24 protein-coding genes are annotated in these 20,969 nt (G+C 50.6%); 17 read left to right on the top strand and 7 right to left on the bottom strand.

Annotation, left to right across the window (positions count from 1 at the left end):
- The first annotated feature begins 16 nt into the window (after positions 1-16).
- From PAEVO_RS30425 to greA, 3 genes are all read left to right on the top strand, one after another.
- Positions 17-457: a PTS mannitol transporter subunit IIA gene (locus PAEVO_RS30425; protein WP_100541206.1), complete on the top strand. Its 441-nt coding sequence runs from the start codon at positions 17-19 to the stop codon at positions 455-457.
- On the top strand, positions 454-1,623 hold the full coding sequence (locus PAEVO_RS30420) for a mannitol-1-phosphate 5-dehydrogenase (protein ID WP_100541205.1): 1,170 nt from the start codon (positions 454-456) through the stop codon (positions 1,621-1,623). The genes PAEVO_RS30425 and PAEVO_RS30420 overlap by 4 nt, the downstream gene beginning before the upstream one ends.
- Positions 1,624-1,913: 290 nt before the next feature.
- Complete coding sequence (gene greA / locus PAEVO_RS30415) at positions 1,914-2,390, top strand: transcription elongation factor GreA (protein ID WP_100541204.1); 477 nt, start codon at positions 1,914-1,916, stop codon at positions 2,388-2,390.
- Positions 2,391-2,508: 118 nt separating this feature from the next.
- On the opposite strand, the gene PAEVO_RS30410 is transcribed toward greA, so the two are convergent.
- From PAEVO_RS30410 to PAEVO_RS30400, 3 genes are all read right to left on the bottom strand, one after another.
- Positions 2,509-3,714, bottom strand: coding sequence for an MFS transporter (locus PAEVO_RS30410; RefSeq protein ID WP_100541203.1), 1,206 nt, complete (start codon positions 3,712-3,714; stop codon positions 2,509-2,511).
- Between the two features lie 280 nt (positions 3,715-3,994).
- Positions 3,995-4,285: a transporter gene (locus PAEVO_RS30405; RefSeq protein ID WP_100541202.1), complete on the bottom strand. Its 291-nt coding sequence runs from the start codon at positions 4,283-4,285 to the stop codon at positions 3,995-3,997.
- 33 nt (positions 4,286-4,318) lie between these two features.
- On the bottom strand, positions 4,319-4,630 hold the full coding sequence (locus tag PAEVO_RS30400; protein ID WP_100541201.1) for a hypothetical protein: 312 nt from the start codon (positions 4,628-4,630) through the stop codon (positions 4,319-4,321).
- Positions 4,631-4,784: 154 nt separating this feature from the next.
- On the opposite strand from PAEVO_RS30400, the gene PAEVO_RS30395 reads away from it, so the two are divergent.
- The 5 genes from PAEVO_RS30395 to PAEVO_RS30375 all read left to right on the top strand — a co-directional run bounded on the left by PAEVO_RS30395 (position 4,785) and on the right by PAEVO_RS30375 (position 8,136).
- Positions 4,785-5,141: a nucleotide excision repair endonuclease gene (locus PAEVO_RS30395; RefSeq protein WP_100541200.1), complete on the top strand. Its 357-nt coding sequence runs from the start codon at positions 4,785-4,787 to the stop codon at positions 5,139-5,141.
- 268 nt (positions 5,142-5,409) lie between these two features.
- A complete protein-coding gene (locus PAEVO_RS30390) occupies positions 5,410-5,745 on the top strand; it encodes an ArsR/SmtB family transcription factor (RefSeq protein ID WP_100541199.1) in 336 nt (111 codons plus the stop codon).
- Positions 5,746-5,770: 25 nt separating this feature from the next.
- On the top strand, positions 5,771-6,280 hold the full coding sequence (locus tag PAEVO_RS30385) for an SRPBCC domain-containing protein (RefSeq protein ID WP_100541198.1): 510 nt from the start codon (positions 5,771-5,773) through the stop codon (positions 6,278-6,280).
- Positions 6,281-6,544: 264 nt separating this feature from the next.
- Positions 6,545-7,606 carry an LLM class flavin-dependent oxidoreductase gene (locus PAEVO_RS30380; RefSeq protein ID WP_100541197.1) on the top strand — a complete coding sequence of 354 codons (1,062 nt, stop codon included), beginning with the start codon at positions 6,545-6,547 and terminating at the stop codon, positions 7,604-7,606.
- Between the two features lie 101 nt (positions 7,607-7,707).
- Positions 7,708-8,136: a phosphoethanolamine transferase CptA gene (locus PAEVO_RS30375; RefSeq protein ID WP_243391005.1), complete on the top strand. Its 429-nt coding sequence runs from the start codon at positions 7,708-7,710 to the stop codon at positions 8,134-8,136.
- Positions 8,137-8,170: 34 nt separating this feature from the next.
- Here the strand turns inward: PAEVO_RS30375 and PAEVO_RS30370 are convergent, their stop codons facing one another.
- The gene (locus tag PAEVO_RS30370; protein WP_100541196.1) at positions 8,171-8,899 is read right to left on the bottom strand and encodes a zf-HC2 domain-containing protein; all 729 of its coding nucleotides are present in this window, start codon (positions 8,897-8,899) and stop codon (positions 8,171-8,173) included.
- Positions 8,896-9,384 (bottom strand): RNA polymerase sigma factor, encoded by a 489-nt coding sequence (locus PAEVO_RS30365; RefSeq protein ID WP_100541195.1) that lies wholly within the window; start codon positions 9,382-9,384, stop codon positions 8,896-8,898. Before PAEVO_RS30365 ends, PAEVO_RS30370 begins: the two co-directional genes overlap by 4 nt.
- 323 nt (positions 9,385-9,707) lie before the next feature.
- Here PAEVO_RS30365 and PAEVO_RS30360 point away from each other — a divergent pair, with 323 nt between their 5' ends.
- The 9 genes from PAEVO_RS30360 (at position 9,708) to PAEVO_RS30320 (ending at position 18,156) form a co-directional block, all read left to right on the top strand.
- Positions 9,708-10,298, top strand: coding sequence for a TetR/AcrR family transcriptional regulator (locus PAEVO_RS30360; protein WP_100541194.1), 591 nt, complete (start codon positions 9,708-9,710; stop codon positions 10,296-10,298).
- Between the two features lie 91 nt (positions 10,299-10,389).
- Positions 10,390-11,754, top strand: coding sequence for an MFS transporter (locus PAEVO_RS30355; protein ID WP_100541193.1), 1,365 nt, complete (start codon positions 10,390-10,392; stop codon positions 11,752-11,754).
- A gap of 42 nt (positions 11,755-11,796) precedes the next feature.
- Entirely contained in the window at positions 11,797-12,411 is a 615-nt protein-coding gene (locus PAEVO_RS30350) for an FMN-dependent NADH-azoreductase (RefSeq protein ID WP_100541192.1), read from the top strand.
- A gap of 156 nt (positions 12,412-12,567) precedes the next feature.
- Positions 12,568-13,755 carry an amino acid deaminase/aldolase gene (locus tag PAEVO_RS30345; RefSeq protein WP_100541191.1) on the top strand — a complete coding sequence of 396 codons (1,188 nt, stop codon included), beginning with the start codon at positions 12,568-12,570 and terminating at the stop codon, positions 13,753-13,755.
- On the top strand, positions 13,752-15,086 hold the full coding sequence (locus tag PAEVO_RS30340) for a D-arabinono-1,4-lactone oxidase (protein WP_100541190.1): 1,335 nt from the start codon (positions 13,752-13,754) through the stop codon (positions 15,084-15,086). The genes PAEVO_RS30345 and PAEVO_RS30340 overlap by 4 nt, the downstream gene beginning before the upstream one ends.
- A gap of 274 nt (positions 15,087-15,360) precedes the next feature.
- Positions 15,361-15,789 carry a MarR family winged helix-turn-helix transcriptional regulator gene (locus PAEVO_RS30335; RefSeq protein WP_100541189.1) on the top strand — a complete coding sequence of 143 codons (429 nt, stop codon included), beginning with the start codon at positions 15,361-15,363 and terminating at the stop codon, positions 15,787-15,789.
- Positions 15,782-17,014: an MFS transporter gene (locus tag PAEVO_RS30330; RefSeq protein ID WP_100541188.1), complete on the top strand. Its 1,233-nt coding sequence runs from the start codon at positions 15,782-15,784 to the stop codon at positions 17,012-17,014. Before PAEVO_RS30335 ends, PAEVO_RS30330 begins: the two co-directional genes overlap by 8 nt.
- Before the next feature lie 119 nt (positions 17,015-17,133).
- A complete protein-coding gene (locus PAEVO_RS30325) occupies positions 17,134-17,532 on the top strand; it encodes a hypothetical protein (protein ID WP_243390994.1) in 399 nt (132 codons plus the stop codon).
- Between the two features lie 138 nt (positions 17,533-17,670).
- Positions 17,671-18,156: a DinB family protein gene (locus PAEVO_RS30320; RefSeq protein ID WP_100541186.1), complete on the top strand. Its 486-nt coding sequence runs from the start codon at positions 17,671-17,673 to the stop codon at positions 18,154-18,156.
- A 79-nt stretch (positions 18,157-18,235) separates the two neighbouring features.
- Here the strand turns inward: PAEVO_RS30320 and PAEVO_RS30315 are convergent, their stop codons facing one another.
- Both PAEVO_RS30315 and PAEVO_RS30310 read right to left on the bottom strand, forming a co-directional pair.
- Positions 18,236-20,185, bottom strand: coding sequence for an FtsX-like permease family protein (locus tag PAEVO_RS30315; protein ID WP_100541185.1), 1,950 nt, complete (start codon positions 20,183-20,185; stop codon positions 18,236-18,238).
- Entirely contained in the window at positions 20,175-20,936 is a 762-nt protein-coding gene (locus tag PAEVO_RS30310) for an ABC transporter ATP-binding protein (protein WP_100541184.1), read from the bottom strand. Before PAEVO_RS30310 ends, PAEVO_RS30315 begins: the two co-directional genes overlap by 11 nt.
- Between the last annotated feature and the right edge of the window lie 33 nt (positions 20,937-20,969).

The raw sequence follows: 20,969 nt of genomic DNA, 5'->3' as shown, positions 1-20,969 counted from the left end.
AAAGAGGGAGATCAACATGAATAACATACTGTCCAAAGATAAAGTCATACTGAACGCAAAGGCTGACAGCAAGAGCGAAGCCATCCGCATGGCGGGAAATCTGCTTGTACAGGCAGGCCATGTATCCGAGGATTACGTGGATAAAATGCTGGAACGCGAAGAGATTGCGTCCACTTATATGGGCGGAGGACTCGCGATTCCCCATGGCACGAAAGAGGCGAAAGGCATGGTCCTCTCCACGGGATTGTCGATCGTCCGCTTCCCGGAAGGCGTAGATTTCGGAGGGGATGAGCCGGCGTTTATTGTTATTGGTATTGCGGCTGCCGGCGGTGATCACATGGAGATTCTGACGAATGTGGCGATGATCTTCACGGATGACGAAAGCATTGAGAAGGTGATGAACGCTTCCAGCGAAGAGGAGATTCTGGCGATCTTCGAAGGAGGAATGGGCGCATGAAAGCAGTCCATTTCGGAGCAGGTAACATCGGGCGCGGTTTTATAGGGCTCTTGCTGTCACAAGCCGGTTATGAGGTTTGTTTTATCGATGTGAACGAAGAGCTGGTATCGGAGCTGAAAGCACGCGGGGAGTATCCCGTCACCTTGGCCAGCGAAGGGCAGGAGACCACGATCGTTAAAGGCATCACCGCACTCAACAGCGCCTCGGAGCCCGAAGCTGCCGCACGTGCAGTAGCGGAAGCGGATCTCGTGACGACTGCGGTAGGCGTGAACATTCTGAAGTTTATCGCCGGCACTATTGCCGAGGGGCTGAAGCTTCGGCTGCAAGCGGAGTCTGCTGCCCCCCTTCATATTATTGCATGCGAGAATGCCATCGGCGGCAGTACGCAGCTGAAAGAGCACGTCTACGGGAAGCTTGATGACGAGACGAAGCAGAAGGCCGACCAGCGCGTGGCTTTCCCGGATGCGGCCGTAGACCGGATTGTGCCGCTGCAGCAGCATGAGGACCGTCTGAAGGTCGTGGTGGAGCCGTTCTATGAATGGGCGGTGGATCGCTCGCAGATGTTTGAGCATTATGTCCCTGTGGAAGGCATTCACTACGTGGACCGTCTAGAGCCGTACATCGAGCGCAAGCTGTTTACGGTGAATACCGGACACTGCTCGGCCGCGTATGTAGGGTTTCTAAAAGGCTACGAGACCATCCAGGACGCCATGAAGGATGAAGAGGTAGCGAGTCATGTCCGTGCTGTGCTGGAGGAGACGGGGGCTGCGCTCGTGCATAAACACGGCTTCAACTCTTCCGAGCATGGAGCTTATATCGATACCATCCTGGAGCGGTTCCGCAACCCGGCACTAACTGACGAGGTGTCCCGCGTAGGCCGCTCTCCGATCCGGAAGCTGTCCCCGGGCGACCGCCTGGTGTCGCCAGCGATGCTGGCATTCGAAAGCGGGCTAGCGTACAAGAGCTTGGCGAAATCCATGGCAGCGGCTCTGATGTTCGATGTTCCGGAAGATCCCGAAAGCGTGGAGCTGCAAGCATCGGTCCGGGATATCGGTGCAAGCGACACGGCTTCCCAATATACCGGCATTGCCGGTGAGCATCCCATTCTGGGTGAGCTGATGGAGCAGTATGAAGCGTTGAAGGCTGATATCGAAGCGAGTTCGTAAGATGCACGTGCCGATAGGCCACGGCATTCAATCTATCTTATATAGCCCCTGGTTCTCCTTGCAGAGAAATCAGGGGCTATTATGGTTCTAACTCGGGGTATACAACGATCCTGATTTGTTCAAAATAATCCTTCATGTAGCTGTCCAAGTGGTTTAATCTTGGCAGAGGCAATCCTGTCATTGTAATTAAATCCCAAATATTCCATCCATCGATTTTCAGAAAGTTTTCGCTTATTTTCGAAATAAAGAGTACACTAGAAATAAGAAATTAAAAAGTGGATGTGATGAACATGGCAGAAGAACTGATCTTGACCCAGGAGGGCTATGATAAACTCCAGGAAGAACTTGATGACCTCAAGTATGTAAAACGCAAAGAGTTAGCGGAACGGATCAAGCTCGCGATCAGCTATGGTGACTTGAAAGAGAACAGCGAGTACCACTCGGCCAAGAACGACCAAGCGTTTATGGAAACGCGCATCATCATCCTGGAAAAAACACTCAACAGCGCCCGGATTGTCGACGCCAAGCATGTAAGCTCGAAAACGGTGAATGTTGGTTCGAATGTCGTCCTGAACGACATCGAGTTTGCAGAGAAGCTTGAATATCAGGTCGTAGGACCCGCCGAGGCAGACGTATTGAACAATAAGGTCTCCTATGAAAGTCCGCTTGGCAAAGCACTAATGGGCAAAGCGGTAGGCGATCAAGTCAACGTGGAAGCGCCGATGGGTATCGTCAAGTACGAGCTGCTGGAGATCAAAGCTCTGTAATCGCAGAGGGATAAATGAATATATAAATAAAGGCGTAACCGGGGTGCAATGTCCGGTTACGCCTTTTCAACATGGTTCGTGCTCCGTATGGCAACGAGAGTTTTGCAGCTATTGGAAATTAAGCATTAGCCGTTACGGCCTTGCGCTCATACATATAGCAGGCTGCTCCCAGAATGAAGGCGAGTCCCACCAATCCAGCGCCCACCCAAGGCAGGGCCGTTAAGCTTAGATGGGTAATGACCAACCCACCGATAAAAGCCCCCGCCGCATTTCCGAGATTGCCCGCAGAGTGGGTTGCGGTGGAGGCAAGAGCGGGAGCGGACTGGGCCAGACTCATTACACGCACCTGCATTCCCGGCATAACGGCGAAAGAAGCAGCACCCCACAACACGATGGTCAGTACAGCCGTGACCGGGTTATGGATCGTCACGGTAAGGATGGTCAGAATGACGGCCGTCGCAAAGTAAACGCCGAGAATGGAGGGCAGCAGCTTCCAGTCGGCCAGTCTTCCGCCCACGATATTACCGACGGTTACGCCGATACCAAACAGGATCAGAATCCAGGTGACGCTGGGTTCGGCAAAGCCGGTGATCTCAATCAGCAGCGGCGCAATATAAGTGAAGACGGCGAACAGGCCGGCGTTACCAAGCGCTCCGATCAGCAGGAAGAGAAGGAGTTGTGGTCTGATAAGGGCTGTAATTTGCTGAGCGATGCTTGAAGCTTGTTCCTGCCGTAGCTTCGGAATAAAGATCAGGATGCCGATCAATGCCAACACCCCCATAACGGCAATCGCGCCGAATGAAGCGCGCCAGCCCATCGTCTGGCCGATGAAGGTGCCGATCGGAACCCCGATGATATTGGCTATCGTTAATCCGGCCATCATGATGGACACCGCCCCGGCACGCTTGTGCGGCCGCACCAGGTTCGAAGCGATGACAGCTCCCACACCGAAGAAAGTACCGTGCGTCAGCGCGGTCAGCATTCGGGCACCCATCAGAACGGCATAGCTCGGAGCGAAGACCGAAATGCCGTTACCCAGAATAAACAGGCCCATGAGCAGCAGGAGCAGTTTTTTCTGCGGTATTTGGTGGGTTAGAACCGTTAGAATAGGGGCCCCTACGGCTACCCCGAGGGCGTACATCGTAATCAGCTGCCCAGCCGATGCAATGCTGACATTCAGATCATCCGCGACATTAGGGAGTATTCCCATGATAACGAACTCCGTCATGCCAATGGCAAAAGCGCCAACGGTGAGAGACAGTATAGAGATGGGAAAGGGCTCTCTGGCGCCTTTTTTCCCAGTAGCGTGTTGCGATAGATCCATGGTGTTCAAGTCAACCTTTCTGCTGTGTTGGTTATAGTTATAATCCCAATCTCCATTATCGGTTTTAAAGAGGGACTGTTACATATTATTTAATGTTGTCGGAGGATAATCAAGAACTTTATTTTTTGGGGAAAATGGATACCCTGAAAAGGGAAGCCTCTACTGAGGAAAGCTTGTCCATTATGCAAGAACTCGAGAGCGCCGCAGGGGCACTCTCGTGATGAGCGGGCAGATCATTGGGGCCATTGTACCTGCCGACTCCGTCCCTTGAATATTAGGGTTAAAAACAGGTGAAGGACTGGATTCTTCTTAAATCGAACCCCGAGTAGACCCATCTTCTTCCTGTCCATCGAAAACCGGCGACCGAGGTGCGGCCGACGAAGGTCGGAAAAAACCAGAAGCCGGGCCCGAATCTCGGCCAAATATAGGTGATGCGAAACAAACATCCTCTGATCGCTCCCGGGTCAACAGCAAAGGCACTCGCCATAGGTTGTTGGGGGATCGTGGTTGGAGGCGGGGATAAGGGCCCTTGCAGTGGTCCCTGAGGTCCTTGCGGCGGCATAAATGCCATATTGGGTTCACTCCTTAATCGGGTTATATGGGTTTAGGTGTACAGCAGCGTGATGACAAGCAATTCGAAGAGGACAAGGGGCAGGATGACATTATTGTAGTAACCGGGGCCGAAGCCGCGCTGGTTTTCGTAGCCGGACAGACTCAAATACAGAATCCCCTTCTCGCAATGCATGATCGTCCCTTCAAAAACATCACCGTCGAGCGTTTCGACGCGAACCATCTGATTCGCATGCTGCTTGCAAAGACGGTGAATATGATCGCGAACCGATTTGATGTTGTGCATCATGTTGGGTTCAGCTTGATACAAGGTTTGTTCCTGGTGTCCGGGATATTGAATGCTCATATTGAAAAAGACCCCCATCGTTATTAGTCATACCTAGTTTCCATCCTATGCGGATGCCTAGAGAGGGGTGCTCTTAAATTTCCCGCATGGGCAAATAAGCAGATTAGTGATACGATTTAGATCAATATATGAATTGAGGAAGTGAGCGTTAGTCGTGATCAATATAACCATTCCCAAGGTGGACATTACCATTACCAAGCAGGCTGCTCCGGAGTTGAGCCACATTTACGGATTTACGGATTTTCACCTGATTCCAAGAGATCGGGGCGGGATTTTCATGTTCTACAACAGCAAGGAGGAACTCCTGTTTGTTGGCAAAGCAAGAAAGCTAAGACCGCGGATCAAGAAGCATTTTGAAGATAACGTCTCTCCGATGAAGGAGCATCGGGATGAGGTGACAAGAATCGAGGTCTGCGTCATTGAAGACGCCGTTCATCGAGAGATCTATGAAACCTATATCATTAATGAATTCAAGGCCAAATATAATGTAGACAAGGTGTTTTTTAAGTAAGGAATACGAAGGATAAAAAAACAAGAAGCAATAGACGTGGCCCGAGTAAAGCCCCGCGTTTATTGCTTTTTTTGTGTTGTGAAAAAAAATTAAAGAAATATTTAAATATTCCTTTACAGGAATATTCCTATCGTGGTATATTGTTATCAGGAAGTACGGCACCATTAAATCAGCAAAAAAAAGAGGTGATGATGGTGACATGGACAGAGAGAACAGACCATCACCGTAAACGCTATAGCAGCGGGTCTGTACCAGTCATCACAACAAGATGGAACTAACAACATTTAACGCTTTAGCCGAACCGAACCGTTTTCGTATTGTGGATCTCTTGCTGAAGGGGCCTTTAACGGTTGGAGAAATCGCTGAACGTCTTGATATTCGGCAGCCACAAGCATCCAAGCATCTGAAGGTGCTGCTGGAAGCCGGGCTGGTGGAGGTAAGGGCGGAGGCGAACCGGCGGAACTACATGCTGCGGTCGGAGCCGTTTGTAGAACTGGACCATTGGCTCCATAATTACCGAAGCATATGGAACGAGCGCTTTGACAACTTGGATAACTACTTAGAGAAACTGCAATCGGAAGGAACAGGTAAGAAACAGGATTAACACCTAATATGAGGAGGAATGGATAATGACAAACCAAATGATTACGCGGGTTGAAGGGGAAGTACTTGTATTGGAGCGTGAGTTTAATGCACCTAGGGAGCTGGTATTCAAGGTGTTTACGGATGGAGAGCATCTTAAGCAGTGGTGGGGGCCTCGTGGATGGGAGGTTACCGTATCCAATATGGATTTCCGTCCGGGCGGCTCGTGGCATTACTGCATGAAGTGTTTGGATAAGAACCAGGGGGATTTCTACGGCATGGAATCCTGGGGCAAATCGGTGTACCAGGAGATCGAAGAGCCGGAGAAAATTGTTCTTATCGATTATTTTTCCGATGCGGAAGGCACCATTGCTGAGGGAATGCCTGCCCCTATCTCTACGATGACCTTTGTAGAGCAGGATGGGAAGACCAAGCTGATCAACCGGGCAGTGTACGATTCTCCGGAGGCTCTCAAAACCGTGCTGGATATGGGAATGGAAGAAGGCATTACCCAAACTTGGGATCGCCTGGAGGAATACTTGGCAACAAAGCAATAAGCCAAGCTCAAATACAGGGTTAAAAGGAAACATGAAATGGCCGGAATCCGCATGGATGCCGGCCATTTTTGAATTTCTTATGCATCGAATCCACAGGATTCTCGTTATCAGTTAACTTGTAACTTGAAAAATCCCTGTTAAAAGTTCAATATAAAGATAATTGAATGATAGATAACGATGTTGACTGTCCTAAGGCATGAAACAACGATAACCTTTTGCCTGCGGTTCTAACCCTGCGGCAAAGCATAATAGGAGGAAATCATGATGGAGATTGGAGTTAGCTCGTTCGTAGAGACTTGGCCGGATGTGACGACAGGCGAAGTGATGAGCCATGCACAGCGGCTGCGCGAGGTTGTTGAGGAAATCGTGCTGGCTGATCAGGTGGGATTGGATGTGTATGGGGTAGGCGAGCATCACCGTAAGGATTATGCGGCATCTTCGCCTGCGGTTGTGCTCGCTGCGGCTGCGTCGCAGACGAAGTGGATTCGGCTGACCAGTGCGGTGACGGTGCTGTCCTCCGCTGATCCGGTGCGGGTGTTTCAGGATTTCGCCACCTTGGATGCCATCTCGAACGGCCGTGCCGAGATTATGGCGGGCAGAGGTTCGTTCATCGAATCGTTCCCGTTATTCGGCTATGATCTGAGCCATTATGATGAGCTGTTCGAGGAGAAGCTGGAGCTGCTGCTCAAAATCCGCGAGTCGGAAAAAGTAACCTGGCAGGGGGGGCATCGCCCTGCGATTCATAACTTAGGCGTCTACCCGCGGCCGGTTCAGAATCCGCTGCCGGTGTGGATTGGCAGCGGAGGCAATTCGGAATCGGCCGTAAGGGCAGGCCTGCTCGGTTTGCCGCTGGTGCTGGCGATTATCGGCGGCAGTCCCCTGCAGTTCGCGCCGCTGGTCAAGCTGTATAAAGAAGCGGCAGCTCATGCCGGGCACGATGTATCGAAGCTGCCGATCGGCTCGCATTCCCATGGATTCATTGCGGAAGAAACCGAGCTGGCAGCGGACAAGTTCTTCCCATCCACCCAAGCCAGCATGAATGTATTGGGACGGGAGCGGGGCTGGGGATACTATGACCGCGCAAGATTCGATGCGGCACGAAGCTTCGAAGGTGCGCTCTATGTGGGGGACCCGGAGACGGTCGCCCAAAAAATCATTCACCTGCGCAAGCATGTGGGCATTACCCGCTTTATGCTGCACGTGCCCGTCGGAACGATGCCTCATGATGAAGTCATGCGAGCCATTGAACTGCTGGGAACCGAAGTCGCCCCTCGGGTGCGCAAGGAAATCGACCGCTGGGAAGCGGCTGGTGAACCTGCGGAATAAGCTGGCAGCACTTTTATTGCGATGAAACGGAAATAAACGTAACTTTTTTTCGGACCCTACCGTTTATGAATTAAACGGACAAGGTGGTGTACATCTTGCGGGTGGCCAAATATTTTGTGCTGTGGTTCGTATTTATATGGATGTTTACCGGTGCGATCGTAGGCTTGGAGTATATCGAAGGATATAAGATTGCAACGACGGAATATTACGGCCTTCGTAATATGGGTTTGGTGTTGGTGATCATCCCGATCTTCTTATCATCGATCCTATATCCGGTGATCGTGCTCCCGTTGTCGTGGCTAATCGGCATGATTCGACGGGTTAGGACTTCACTCATCCTGTATGCTCTGCTGTATGCCGTGCTATGGGCCGGGGCTGGGGCTTTCCTGTTTTACGAATTCTATCAGGTTCGATTCATACAGGAATATGAGCTCCATGTCAGCACCGCAGTTATTCTGTTCGGGGTGGTCGGCTCGGTCTACGCTTGGATCGAGTGGAGATTATTGCATAGATTTGTTACGACGGTTTGAGGTTCAACAAGAGACCGCTTCGGGGCCCAAAGGGCTACCCTGGCGGTCTCTTGCTGTCATTCTCCTCGCTATTAAACTGCATCTCGACGGACTCGCTTGCCGCAGGCAGCTCCATGCCTTGTTCCCAGATGAGAATCCGGTCATCCGGCGTCCCCAGATAAAGGGCCTTGATCTGAACGCCTTCGCCAAAGCTCTTCTCATAGGCATTCCGCTCTTTAATATCATTGAAATAGTACATGTTGGATAATCCCATATTCGCGAACTTTTTCGACTTGATGATGGGACGCTTGGGTGTCATATACAAGTTTCCGTCGGCATCCGAGTCGATGCTAGCTTGATTGACGTTGTAGCCGTCGGTCATCTTCACATGATAGACAATGCGCCCATCCTTCAGCTGGCTGATATCGGATACTTGCATAACGCGGGTAGGCACGCTCGTAATGTTCCATTTGAACAGACCGACATACACGAGGAACAGGAGTCCAACCGCTAGGCAAGTAATCAATAAACCCTTGGAAAACGAGATCCACTTGGTGCGCGACCACTGGGCGGCAACTTGCTGCAAACCGGCTCCCTCCTGTTTGTTTTGCTCGATTGTTTGGGCCGGCAAGGGCATAGGGGAACTCATATGGCTCAGCACCTCACGGCAATCCGGGCAATCCGCTAGATGCCCTTCTACCAGGGCTTTGGTGTCCGCGCTGCACACATCATCATAGTACAAGGGCAGCAAATCCTGAATAATATCACACGAAACTCGGCTCACGGTCGGTTCTCCTCCTTGTACAGGCTTTGAATTTTTTGCTTGGCTCGAAAGAAGGTGACTCTTGCCCAGCTCTCGGTTTTTTCGAACAGCTGACTGATTTCGCCAAAAGACAACTCCCCGAATACCCGCAGCGTGAACACCTCTTTATACGGCTCGTCCATCAAGTGCAGAATCTGGTGGATTCGGAAAGCCTCTGCTTTATCGACGGTTTGCCATGCGATATCCAAATCGCTGCTGTGCTCGACCTGCGGTGCCGGCTCATATCGCTTTTGCTTATCAAGATAGGAGAAGTATGTATGTTTAGCGATTTGGCAGAGCCAAACGCTTAGTTTGCACGTACCTTGAAACGAATCGATATGCTTCAGCGCTTTGAAAAACGTCTCCTGTGTGAGTTCTTCCGCAACATGTTCATCTCTGCTAAGCGACAGCAGGAACAGATACACATCTTGAAAGTGTTGATGGTATATCTGGTGCAAATCCGCCACCTGTTCACCTCCTTGCCTATATGACCGGGCCGTGGCCGATTCGTTACAAGAACTTGAGAAAAAAGTTTTAGCCGGGCGATCTTCTTTATAGCGGATACCATTCGAAGCCGCCTCTATGTCGTTGGGTTGCTCCTTTCTCTTCTGGACAAATGTCCTTCTCATTATACGATCAACTGCCATGATAAGAGCAACGAGAAGAAGATGCCGGGGGAAAGGGGCCTATTTTTTGTTAAATGCTTGACAGAGCATACCCAAGAGGAATATGATAAGCTCATCAAATGACAGTAAGTACTGACATTCCTGTAGAAAGAGGGAGGGCCTTCATGGAGCATAGTGACAACCTGACCACGGATGATAAGCTGCTGCTGGCCGCGATCGACCTCATCTCTCGGAAGGGCTACAACGGGGTAACCACGATGGAAATCGCTACGGCTGCCGGCTTAAGCGAGAAAACCTTGTTTCGTAAATTCGGCAGCAAGCAGAACCTCCTGGAAACGGCTTTTGAACGCTATCATTATGGTCAAGAAATGACAAAGCTGTTTGAAGAGAAGCTGGTAGGAGACTTAAGCGAAGACCTGCTGCTTATCAGCCGGACGTATCACGAGCTGATGATTCGGAATCGGAAGCTGATCACGATCAGCGTGAAGGAGAACGATAATTTACCGGGCTTGCGGGAGATTACCAGTAAACATCCCAAACAATACATGGATGTATTGACGAAGTATTTTACCGTGATGACGGAGAAGGGCAAAGTGATCGCAGGGGATCCGGAGCTGCGGGCCATTTCGTTCATGATGATGAACTTCGGGGCGTTTATGAATGAGCTCGACTCGGAGGAACTCTTCTCTTCCGTGACGCTGGATGCCTTTATCGAGGAAAGTGTACGGATTTTTGCTAGGGCGTTAACCCCCTAGTATTTTTTTCAAGCGTTATGTCAGTAAGTACTGACAGTCAATATGGTTGCCTATCGAATTCATAACAAGGTAATGAGAGGTGGTTCAGGAGATGGAAACACAGAGATTAATGCGCGTCGTGATGTTCACATTATGTCTGTCCGCCATGAGCGGATTGATGTTTAACTTCGTGCTCCCGGACATGCGGGAGGAATTCGGCCTGACGACAGCTCAAGTCAGCTGGGTCAGTTCTTCATACTCCTTGATCTATGGTGTTGGAACGGTCCTCTATGGGAAGCTCACGGAGCGGATTCAACTTCGAAATCTGATTACGATCGGTCTGCTCTTGTTCGCGGTCGGATCGCTGGTCGGCCTGTTCTCGCAGGTGTTCTGGATGGTGTTGGTCAGCAGAAGTCTGCAGGCCGTTGGAGCTGCGGCGATTCCGGCAACGGCGATGTTAATTCCGGTACGCTACATTGCACCCGAGCGAAGGGGCTCGGCTATGGCTACGGCATTCGTGGGATTGTCCATCGGCAGTGCGCTGGGTCCCATTGTGTCTTCGCTTGTAGCCAGTATTGCGGACTGGCGCTGGTTATTCAGTATTCCGCTGCTGATCTTAATTACGATTCCTTTATATCGGAAATATTTGAAGGAAGAAGAACTTCAGTCCTCCGGCCCATTCGATTGGTTAGGAGGCGGATTGTTAGCGGCGGCGGTCACCTTTCTCCTGCTTGGCGTCACGAACGGATCCTGGTGGCAGCCTCTTCTTGGGGTGCTGGCTATAGGGCTGTTGATCATACGCATTCGCACGGCTGCCGCACCGTTTGTAGATCCAGGCTTATTCCGGAACAAAAGCTATACCATCCGCTTAATCGTGATGTTTATCGTCAGTGGCATCGGGTTCTCTCTGCATTTTCTAAGTCCGTTGTTATTGTCGGAGGTGCAGGGGCTTTCACCGGGGTGGATCGGATTTGTCATGGTACCGGCTGCAATCGCATCAGCCTTGCTGGGTAAGGCAGGCGGAAGACTTGCGGACGGGAGGGGGGACACGTATCTCTTCCTTGTGGCCGTCGGATTATTGCTGGCATGCTTTGCGCTGCTGTCTTCCTTCATTGGCATATCGCCTGTTCTGATCGCGATCTTCCTAATCTTCGGACATGTGGGGCAGACGTTTGCGATGATTGCGTTATCCAATTCCGTTTCGCTCAGCCTGCACAAGGAACAAGCGGGAGTCGGGATGGGACTGATGCAGATGCTGAATTTTATATCGGCAGGCATGGCCTCAGTCGTGTACGGCAAGATGCTGGATATCAAGTCCGGCATCCACTGGAATCCCGTCCATCTCTACACGGAAGGGAATCTCTATAGCAACATATACCTCGCTTTGGCTGTGCTGCTGATAGCCATCATGCTGTTCTATTATGTTCAGTTCGGTCAAAGAGAGTCCAAGGGGATTGGATTGGAAAGTCCAAATTAAGCATTTCATGCAACATTATCATACATTATGGAGGAGATTTACATGACAACGACCTTATTTATCAAAGCCAATAACCGCCAAGGGTCCGTAACGGGGAGACTATACGACGCATTCCTGGAGAGCTATCAGGCGGCCCATCCGAAGGATACGGTAATTGAAGTGGATCTGTATAAAGAGCATATCCCGTACTTGGATGATGTGATGATAAACGGGAATTTCAAGTCTGCTATGGGAATGGACCTTACACCCGAAGAAAAGGCGATGAGTGATATTGTCACAAAACATCTGGAGCAGTTCATAGCCGCAGACAAGGTCGTGTTTGCATTTCCGCTATGGAATCTGACCGTTCCCGCCGTTCTGCATTCGTACTTGGACTACATGCACCATCCGCGCAAAACCTTCAAGTATACGGAACAAGGCTTGGTGGGGCTCTTATCCGATAAAAAGGCGGCATTGTTGAATGCTAGAGGCGGCGTATATGCGGAAGGAGACACATCCGAGATGGCGGTAAGCTTCGTTAAGAATCACCTGAATGTATTCGGCATCACGAATGTGACGACCCTTGTGATTGAAGGGCATAATCAATTCCGCGACCGGAGTGAGGAGATTATCGAGCAGGGACTGCGGCAAGCTGCAGAAGCAGCTCAAGGATTTTGAGACAGGGTGCAGTAGATTAGAAGGGGAGTTCAGCCAACCACCGGCTGGGCTCTTTTTTATTTGTATGGATGGTTGTACGCAGAAGGATAATCCGCAACCTTCGAGAATATCATGTGGCATAGGCGTGAGGGGAAACGGGAAGGTGTTGATAGAGGGATGTCGACATACGAGTATTATAAAAAGATATTCGCGGAAATCCCGAGGCCGTTCGCCTTGGTGGATCTGGACATGCTGGATGACAATGTACGGGCGATTGCGCAGGCTGCTGGGGGCAAGAAGGTACGGCTGGCCAGCAAATCGATCCGCTCCGTGGACGTGCTGCATCGTATCCTGAATTCGGATTCCATGTTTCAAGGGATTATGTGTTATACCGCAGCGGAAGCCGTATTTCTGTCAGGGCAGGGCTTCGATGATTTGCTGCTTGGCTATCCGCAGTGGCAGCCGGCAGCCATTCGATCCATCGTGGATCTGGTCAGCGAAGGCCGCTCGATTACCTTCATGGTGGACAGTGTGGAGCATGTTGAGCACATCGAACAGTTCGCCAAACAACAGAGAACCGTTACTCCGCTATGCATCGATCTGGATATGTCGGTTCATTATCCCGGCCTCCACTTCGGTGTATGGCGATCGCCCGTCGATTCGTGGGAGAGCATGTATCCCATTGTAGAACGGATTATCCGCTCCCCTTGGCTTCGTCTGGACGGCATCATGGGTTACGAGGCTCAGGTAGCGGGCGTGGGTGATCATGCCGCCGGAAAATATGTAAAGAATACGATGGTCCGGTGGCTGAAGAGCCGGTCCATCGTCGAGGTTGCCAAGCGGAGGCAGGAAGTTGTGGAGCGGCTTAACGCCATGGGAATCCGGCTCCGTTTCGTCAATGCAGGGGGAACCGGAAGTTTGGACAGCTCCCGGAAGGAAGCGTGGGTAACCGAGATTACGGCCGGATCGGGCTTCTATGCGCCGGGGTTGTTCGACCATTACGCGTCATTCCGTTATAAGCCGGCAGCAGCTTATGCCATAGAGGTGGTACGCATACCGAAGGCAGGGATCGTGACCTGTATGGGCGGGGGATACACAGCATCGGGAACAGCGGATAAGGATAAGCTGGCGAAGCCTTATTTGCCTGAAGGACTGGAGCTGTTCTCGCTGGAGGGCGCCGGTGAGGTGCAAACGCCGCTGCGCTTGCCTGCCCATGTGAAGCTCGGCCTGGGAGATCCGGTGTTCTTCCGTCATGCGAAGGCCGGGGAACTGTGCGAACGATTCAAGCTGCTGTATGCGGTGTCGCAAGGTCGTATCGTGGGTGAATATGCCACCTACCGTGGAATGGGGGAGTGTTTTCTATGAAGCAGGTCCAATGGTCCAATTGGTCAGGGTCGGTACGAACCAATCCAAGAACGGTGCTGTATCCTGCATCCATTCCGGAAGTCGTGAAAATGGTCCAGATGTGCCGGCAGGAGGGCAGGCGGCTGCGAGTGGCCGGCTCAGGACATTCTTTTACTCCCATTGCTGCATCCGAAGACTGCCTGGTCTCCCTGGACGCCATGCAGGGACTGGTCCATGTCGACGCTGAAGCCGGAACAGCCACCGTGTGGGCGGGGACGAAGCTGAAGCTGCTCGGCGAGCTGCTGTTCCAGCATGGGCTGGCACAGGAGAATCTCGGCGATATTGATGTGCAATCCATTGCGGGGGCTATTAGTACGGGGACGCACGGTACGGGCCGGGAATTCGGGAATATATCAACGCAGGTTGTCGGACTTATGGTGGTGACCGGTACAGGCGAGGTGCTGGAGTGCAGTAGGGAGTCGCACCCCGATAAGTTCAAGGCGCTGCAGGTTTCCCTTGGGTCACTCGGCATTATCGTGCAAGTGACGTTGAGGCTGGAGCCGGCTTACAAAATCGAATATGAAAGCCGGAGAGTAACCTTCGACGAGTGTTTGAAACAGCAGGCTCGATTAGCGGAGGAGAACCGTCATTTCGAGTTTTATTGGTTCCCTTATGCGGAGCCGTGCCAGATCAAGCTGATGAATAAGACGGATCAAGAAGTGACGGAACATCGGGTCAGGGATTATATCAGTGAAGTGTTGGTGGAGAATACCCTTTTCGGTCTAATCTCGGAGCTTTGCCGGATGGTACCGAAGGTAAGCCCGTATGTCAGCCGTTTCTCGGCGTCACAGGTTCCGCTCGGGCGTAAAGTGAATTACAGCCATCGTTTGTTTGCGACCCAGCGGCTCGTCCGTTTCAACGAGATGGAGTATAACATTCCGGCAGAGTCGATGAATGCGGTTATTGAAGACATGCGTACAGAACTGTCGCGTGGCAAGTTTCACGTGCATTTTCCTGTGGAATGCCGCTATGCCAAGAGCGATGATATTTGGTTAAGCCCCGCTTATGGCCGGGATTCCGCCTACATTGCGATTCATATGTACAAAGGCATGCCGTATGAAGACTACTTCCATGCGATGGAGCGCATCTTTCTCCGGTATGGCGGCCGGCCGCATTGGGGAAAAATGCATCATCTTGAGGCTGCCCACCTGAGGGAGCTGTATCCGATGTGGGAAGCATTCCGTGCGGTTCGGGAAGAGCTGGACCCGGATGGTATTCTGCTGAGTGATTATATGGGCAGGCTGTTCGATGTGTCGGGGACTGTCTCCGATTCGGTCAGTGATATTGGCTAGAACCTTATCAATCCACTTGCATAAAATCGTCCTTAGATGGCTGGCTTGTTTTCCATCGCCCAAGGGCGATTTTTTTGTTGTTCGATGTTCGCTCCCGAAAGGCGGCAAGAAGCGAATAGATCACTTCTGAAACAGGGAGAATAAGCGTCGTTATGCTGATTCGCAAGCAGCTAGCACTTGTAATTGGAAATCAATTGGGATGGACAAGGCAAAAGATCTTCTTTATAATCAATAAATAGTTACCGAAGGTAACCATTTTGAACGGAGGTCTCGTATGGACGCCCACAGACATTTTTTCCATAAATACTTTACGCTGTATCGCCCTTTCGTCAATGAGCTGAACCGTAAGCTTGAAGACTATAACCTGTATTATGCCCAGTGGTCCATTATGTACTATCTGGATGTTTACCAGTCGATGACTTTGGTGGAGCTATCCAAAATGCTGTACGTGGAGAAGCCCACGGTTACCAGAACCGTGAACGCGCTGATCAAACTCGACTATGTGGAGCAAATTCCGGTGCGTGATAAACGGGAGAAGCGCATTCAGTTATCCAAGACGGGAGTTGGCGTTGTCCAGCAAGTCCGCAAGGTGTTCGACCAATATGAACAGGAGATTATGGAAGGCGTCTCTACGGAGGATCAGGCCACGGTTATCCGTGTGATGGAGACGGTCAGAGACAACATTATTAGAAAAGGTGATTAACTTGGAGCAAGCAGACTCGCGAGAACGATTGTGGAGCAAGGATTTTTTGATTGTGTTTGGCGTCAACTTCCTGCTCTTTTTATGTTTTTATTTATTAGTGGTGATTATGTCCTCGTATGCGAAAAATGAGTTTCATGCATCAACAGGAATGGCTGGCCTGGCTTCCAGCATTTTTGTCGTGGGCGCATTGATTGGACGGTTGATCGGGGGCAGCATCATTGAGAGGGTCGGGCGCAAAAAACTTCTCTTTACCGGTCTGATCGCCTTCAGCGTTCTTATCGGGTTATATTTCATCGTAAACAGCTTGAGCGTGCTGCTCATTGTCCGGTTCTTCCACGGTATGGCCTTTGCACTCGCTTCAACGGCTACAGGCACGATTGCCGCCAGCCTGATACCGAACTCCAGAAGGGGGGAAGGCACGGGGTATTATGGGGTGAGTATCATTATCGCATCGGCCATAGGCCCTTTTATTGGCCTGATGATTAACGAACATGCTTCGATGACGGCTAACTTCACGCTGTGCGCGGTACTGGGTGTTCTCTCTTTGCTGTCCGCATTCTTTATCAATATACCGAAACTGATGCTGACCGCTGAACAAAAGAAGGATCTGCAAGGCTTGAAGCTATCCAACTTTATTGAACCGAAAGCACTGCCGATTTCGCTGGTCAGCTTCGTCATGGGTTTCGGATATTCCAGCATTTTAACGTACCTCATGATCTTTGCCGGGCAGATCAGTTTGGCTCAAGTAGCCAGTTATTTCTTTATTGTCTATGCCATTGTGGTCATTCTGTCGAGACCGTTCACGGGCCGGTGGTTTGACCAGAGAGGGGCCAACGTGGTGATGTACCCCGCGATTCTTTCGTTCGCGATTGGCATGGTGCTGCTCAGTCAAGCCCATCATGGTCCGACCTTGCTGCTCTCGGCCGTATTCGTCGGTCTGGGCTACGGTACGACGCAGTCCAGCGCTCAGGCCCTAGCCATCAAGCGTTCACCGGCTCACCGGATCGGACTTGCGACGTCGACCTTTTATATTTTCGTAGATGTAGGCATCGGGTTCGGTCCCTTTATTCTCGGCTTCCTGACGCCGCTTGTCGGTTTCCGGGGCATGTACATCGCGATGGCGATCCTACTCGCTGCGGGTATTGTACTGTATCACTTCTTAGTTGGGAAAACAGAAAAAGACGGAAACGATGGGCATGCTGTCGTGCAATCATCAACCATATAAACGGAGGAAAGACTGCCTTTGCGGCAGTCTTTTTTGTGTAGTCATGAACAGATAGGCAAGGTGGACTAAATAAGATGAGGAAGGAAATCCTAAGTAGAAAACGAAAAAGGTGAATGCACGTGAAGTCAAGTTTAACCTTCTGTCTGCTCCTTCTATGCGGCCTCCTCATCTCAGCCTCGGAAAGCCCAGCGCATGCACAACCAGAAGGAAAGCCTAGAGAGGAGCAGCTCGAGAAGGCCATGCTGCAGCAGTTATACCCGGTTATCCGATCAGCACTTCAGGATATATTGCACGAGACCTATCCTTCTTTTGGCTGCGAACGGATTCTATCCATCAACGAGCGGACAACGGTGACGGAGGATGACCATCATGCAAGTCCGGTTGATGCGATGCACGGGGCTAGCTATTTTGAGATTACGGTGGGCCTATGCAAGGGAAGCGGGGAGAAGATCGAGCTGCGTTTCAAGAATGATACGCCAACGGCGCAGTATTATTTGGACTTGTTCCATGTAAGGTAGACTCCTTCTGCTGACATGACTAGCCCAGAAAGAATGATTTTAATCATTTTCTGCGAATCACAGAGCTTCAACCTATAGTAAAATTAGTCATGATTTGTGATGCTGCTTGTTACAAGGCTATGAAGGAGTGAATGACCTATGGCGCATGCAAATGATGTTCTAATGAATCAACTGTTAGCGAATGCGAATGATCCCAGCTGGCATATCCCATTCCAGCAATCCGTGGAACATCTGACCGAGGATGAAGCGTTTTGGACACCTGCCAACGATAGTCACAGCATTGTCGAGATCATACAGCATCTGCTGTATTGGAATGAAACGTGGCAGTCCCGGTACCGCGAATCGCGGATCGATGCCGTGCCCTCGATTGGAGACAATCATCAAAGCTTTATCATTCCGGATAACGCAACCTTTACAGAGTTGAGAGACCGGTTGATAGCGGTCTTATTACAGTGGCAGGAGCTGCTGACAGAGAGCAAGCTGGAGCAGGTAGTGAACGGGTTTCCGGAGCCGGCCAAGTGGTGGGAGATCGTGAGCAATGCTGCTACACACAATGCCTATCATATCGGTCAGATTGTATATATCCGGAAGCTGCAGAAGAGCTGTAAAGCTTTGGAATGGTAATCTATGGTTTTTTACACCTGCACACGAAAAATGCATGGATGGAACCCGAATCATCTCTGGGCCCAACCATGCACCTCGCTTACAACGCTTCTTTAATTACCCGTTTATAGAACATGACCGATAACAATCCGAATATGGAATACAGCGCCGTATACAGCAGCATAACCATGACCATGGGCAGCCACAGCTCGGTTCCGAAGAAGAACCAGCCGGATTTAACGGCAAAGTAACTGTGGGACAACCCGACGATCAGCGGAATGCCGAAATTGAACAGCTGCTTGATCTGAATCCCCTTCAGCAGGTTTCCTTGAGTAAAGCCCAGTTTCCGGAGAATGGTATAATTCGGCTTCTCCTCTTCACCTTCATCCATCTGCTTAAAGTACAGGATGCATCCTGAAGTAATCAGGAAGGTAAGTCCCAGGAATCCCACGATGAACATCATCAAGCCCATATTGCTTTTCTGGTTGAAGGCCATTTCAGTCTGAGAGAGGTTCCCTGTTTCCTCGCTAATGCCGAGGCTCTTAAAGATCTGATTGGCCTGATCTACAGCGTTTGGATCCACAATATCAATGCCGAGATAGACATTAGTCTTCTTCTGGATCTTCGGATCCAAATCCTGAGCCAGCTTATCAAATACGGTCTGATCCACAATCGCTGTCGGAAGCCCGCCGCTTGCATAATAATAGGATACGTAGGCTTCCTTGTCCAAGCCGATCAGCTTCTGCTTAAAGCTTTGTTTAGGACTTATAAGTTCAATTTCTCCTGTGGTCTGAATCGCCATAAATTGCTGGATCGCGTCACTATATCCCGTGAACAGCGTCTCTCCGGGGGAAACATCCTTGCCCTTCACGCTGGCATCACTGATTACCGGGATGATCATGGAACTGGAATCCACTTGCCCAGATATCTCCAGGCTGGCCCCGATAATGTCGGATAGGTCCGCATTTACCTGGATTACGTCCCGTTCGGTCTTCTTAAATTCGATATCTTCATCCGTAAGTGCCTGGATAAAGGCAGAAAAATCCTTCTGGTCCGCTACCGCAAAATGGTTGGGTACGCTTTGCTCGGCCGATTTCTCCGCAGAATAGTAAGAAATATAGCTGAGTGACAGTAGTCCGATCGCGAGTGCGGATACGGTCGTAATGATGGTCAGCAGCAGCGCATTCGATTTCATGCGGAACATGATGGAGGAGAGGGACAGCACATCGTTCAGGGACAAATAACCGCCCTTGCTCTTTCGGATGGCGTTGAATAGAAAGCTGACCGACCCTTTATAGAACAGATAAGTCCCGATGATAACCGATCCCAAGATTAGGATCATAGCCATGAACAGCTCGTTCATGGTGGTGAAATCACCACTGAACAGCTTGGTCGACACATAATAACCGAGAAGTATGAGTCCGATGCCGAGCAATCCGAACAACATTTCGGCGAAGGACATTTTCTTAATTTGGTTCTCGGTTGTCGATACCGCGTGGAAGAGGGACAGAATGCTCTGTCTTTTGATGAACGTATAATTCATGATCATAATCAGCACGTAGATGACGGCAAACACAATGACGGTTTGGATCATCGCCTCGCTGGAGAAGGATAGAGCCGCCTCGGTATCAACGCCGGTGACCTTGAACAGAATCATCAAGATTAACCGTGAAGCCGCGAAGCCGGCAAAGATGCCGATGACCATCGAGCCGAAATACAGAATCAGGTTCTCTGCACTAAGGATTCGGAATATCTTGCCTTTGGTCAGTCCGATGAGCTGAAACAGTCCGATCTCTTTACTGCGCCGCTTAATGAAAATCGTGTTGGCATACAGCAGGAATATCGCCACGATGACTACTAACAGCACGGAGGCGGCGCCGAGCGCAGCCGCCCCCTTAACGGAGCCTTTCGCTTCATCCATCGCCGGATCATATTGCAGCGTGACAAACGCGAAGTACAGACCCACGCTGAAGATGAGCGCAAATACATACAGATAATAATTCTTGATATTTTTCTTCAAATTCCGGTAGATCAGATAATTAATGTTCATGCTGAACACCGCCTAGCACGCCTTGAGTCTTGATGATGTCATTGAAGAAGGCCTGCCGGGATTGCTCGCCCTTGTTCAGCTGGGTGTAGATCTGTCCGTCCTTAATGAAGACCACCCTAGTGCAATAGCTGGCGGCCACGGGATCATGGGTAACCATGATGATCGTGGAGTCGATCTTCTGATTTAATTCGCTTAGCTTATTCAACAGATCGGATGCAGACTTCGAGTCCAGCGCTCCCGTCGGCTCATCCGCAAAAATAATGCTCGGATCATGGATGAATGCACGGGCCGCGGAGGTCCGCTGCTTCTGTCCTCCCGAGATCTGGTTGGGATATTTATCCTTGAGCTCATAGATGCCAAGCTCGGTCGCGATTCTTTGGAACTTCTGATCGGCTTCCTTTTTGGATACCTTCTTAATGGAGAGCGGCAGCAGTACATTTTCCTTGACAGTTAGTGTATCCAGCAGATTGTACTCTTGAAAAATAAATCCCAGATGGTGCTTCCGGAACTCCGCCAGCTCCTTCTCCTTGAGGCCCGTAAACTCTTTACCCTCAATTTTGATGCTGCCGAGGCTTACTTTATCGATCGAGGAGAGCACGTTCAGCAGCGTGGTTTTCCCTGAGCCCGAAGCGCCCATGATGCTGACGAACTCGCCTTTGTCCACGCGGATGTCGATGCCCTTCAGCACTTCCTGTTTATTGAATTTGTTGCCGTAGCTTTTATGAATTTGGTTTGCTTCAAGAATTGCCAATTTCACTCACTCCTTTGTTATCTGTCCTTATCA

The sequence above is a fragment of the Paenibacillus sp. GM2FR genome (assembly GCF_002803325.1).
GTDB lineage: Bacteria > Bacillota > Bacilli > Paenibacillales > Paenibacillaceae > Paenibacillus_AQ > Paenibacillus_AQ lautus.
Note: the sequence above shows the minus strand (reverse complement) of the source record. Positions and strands in the feature narration are given on the sequence as shown.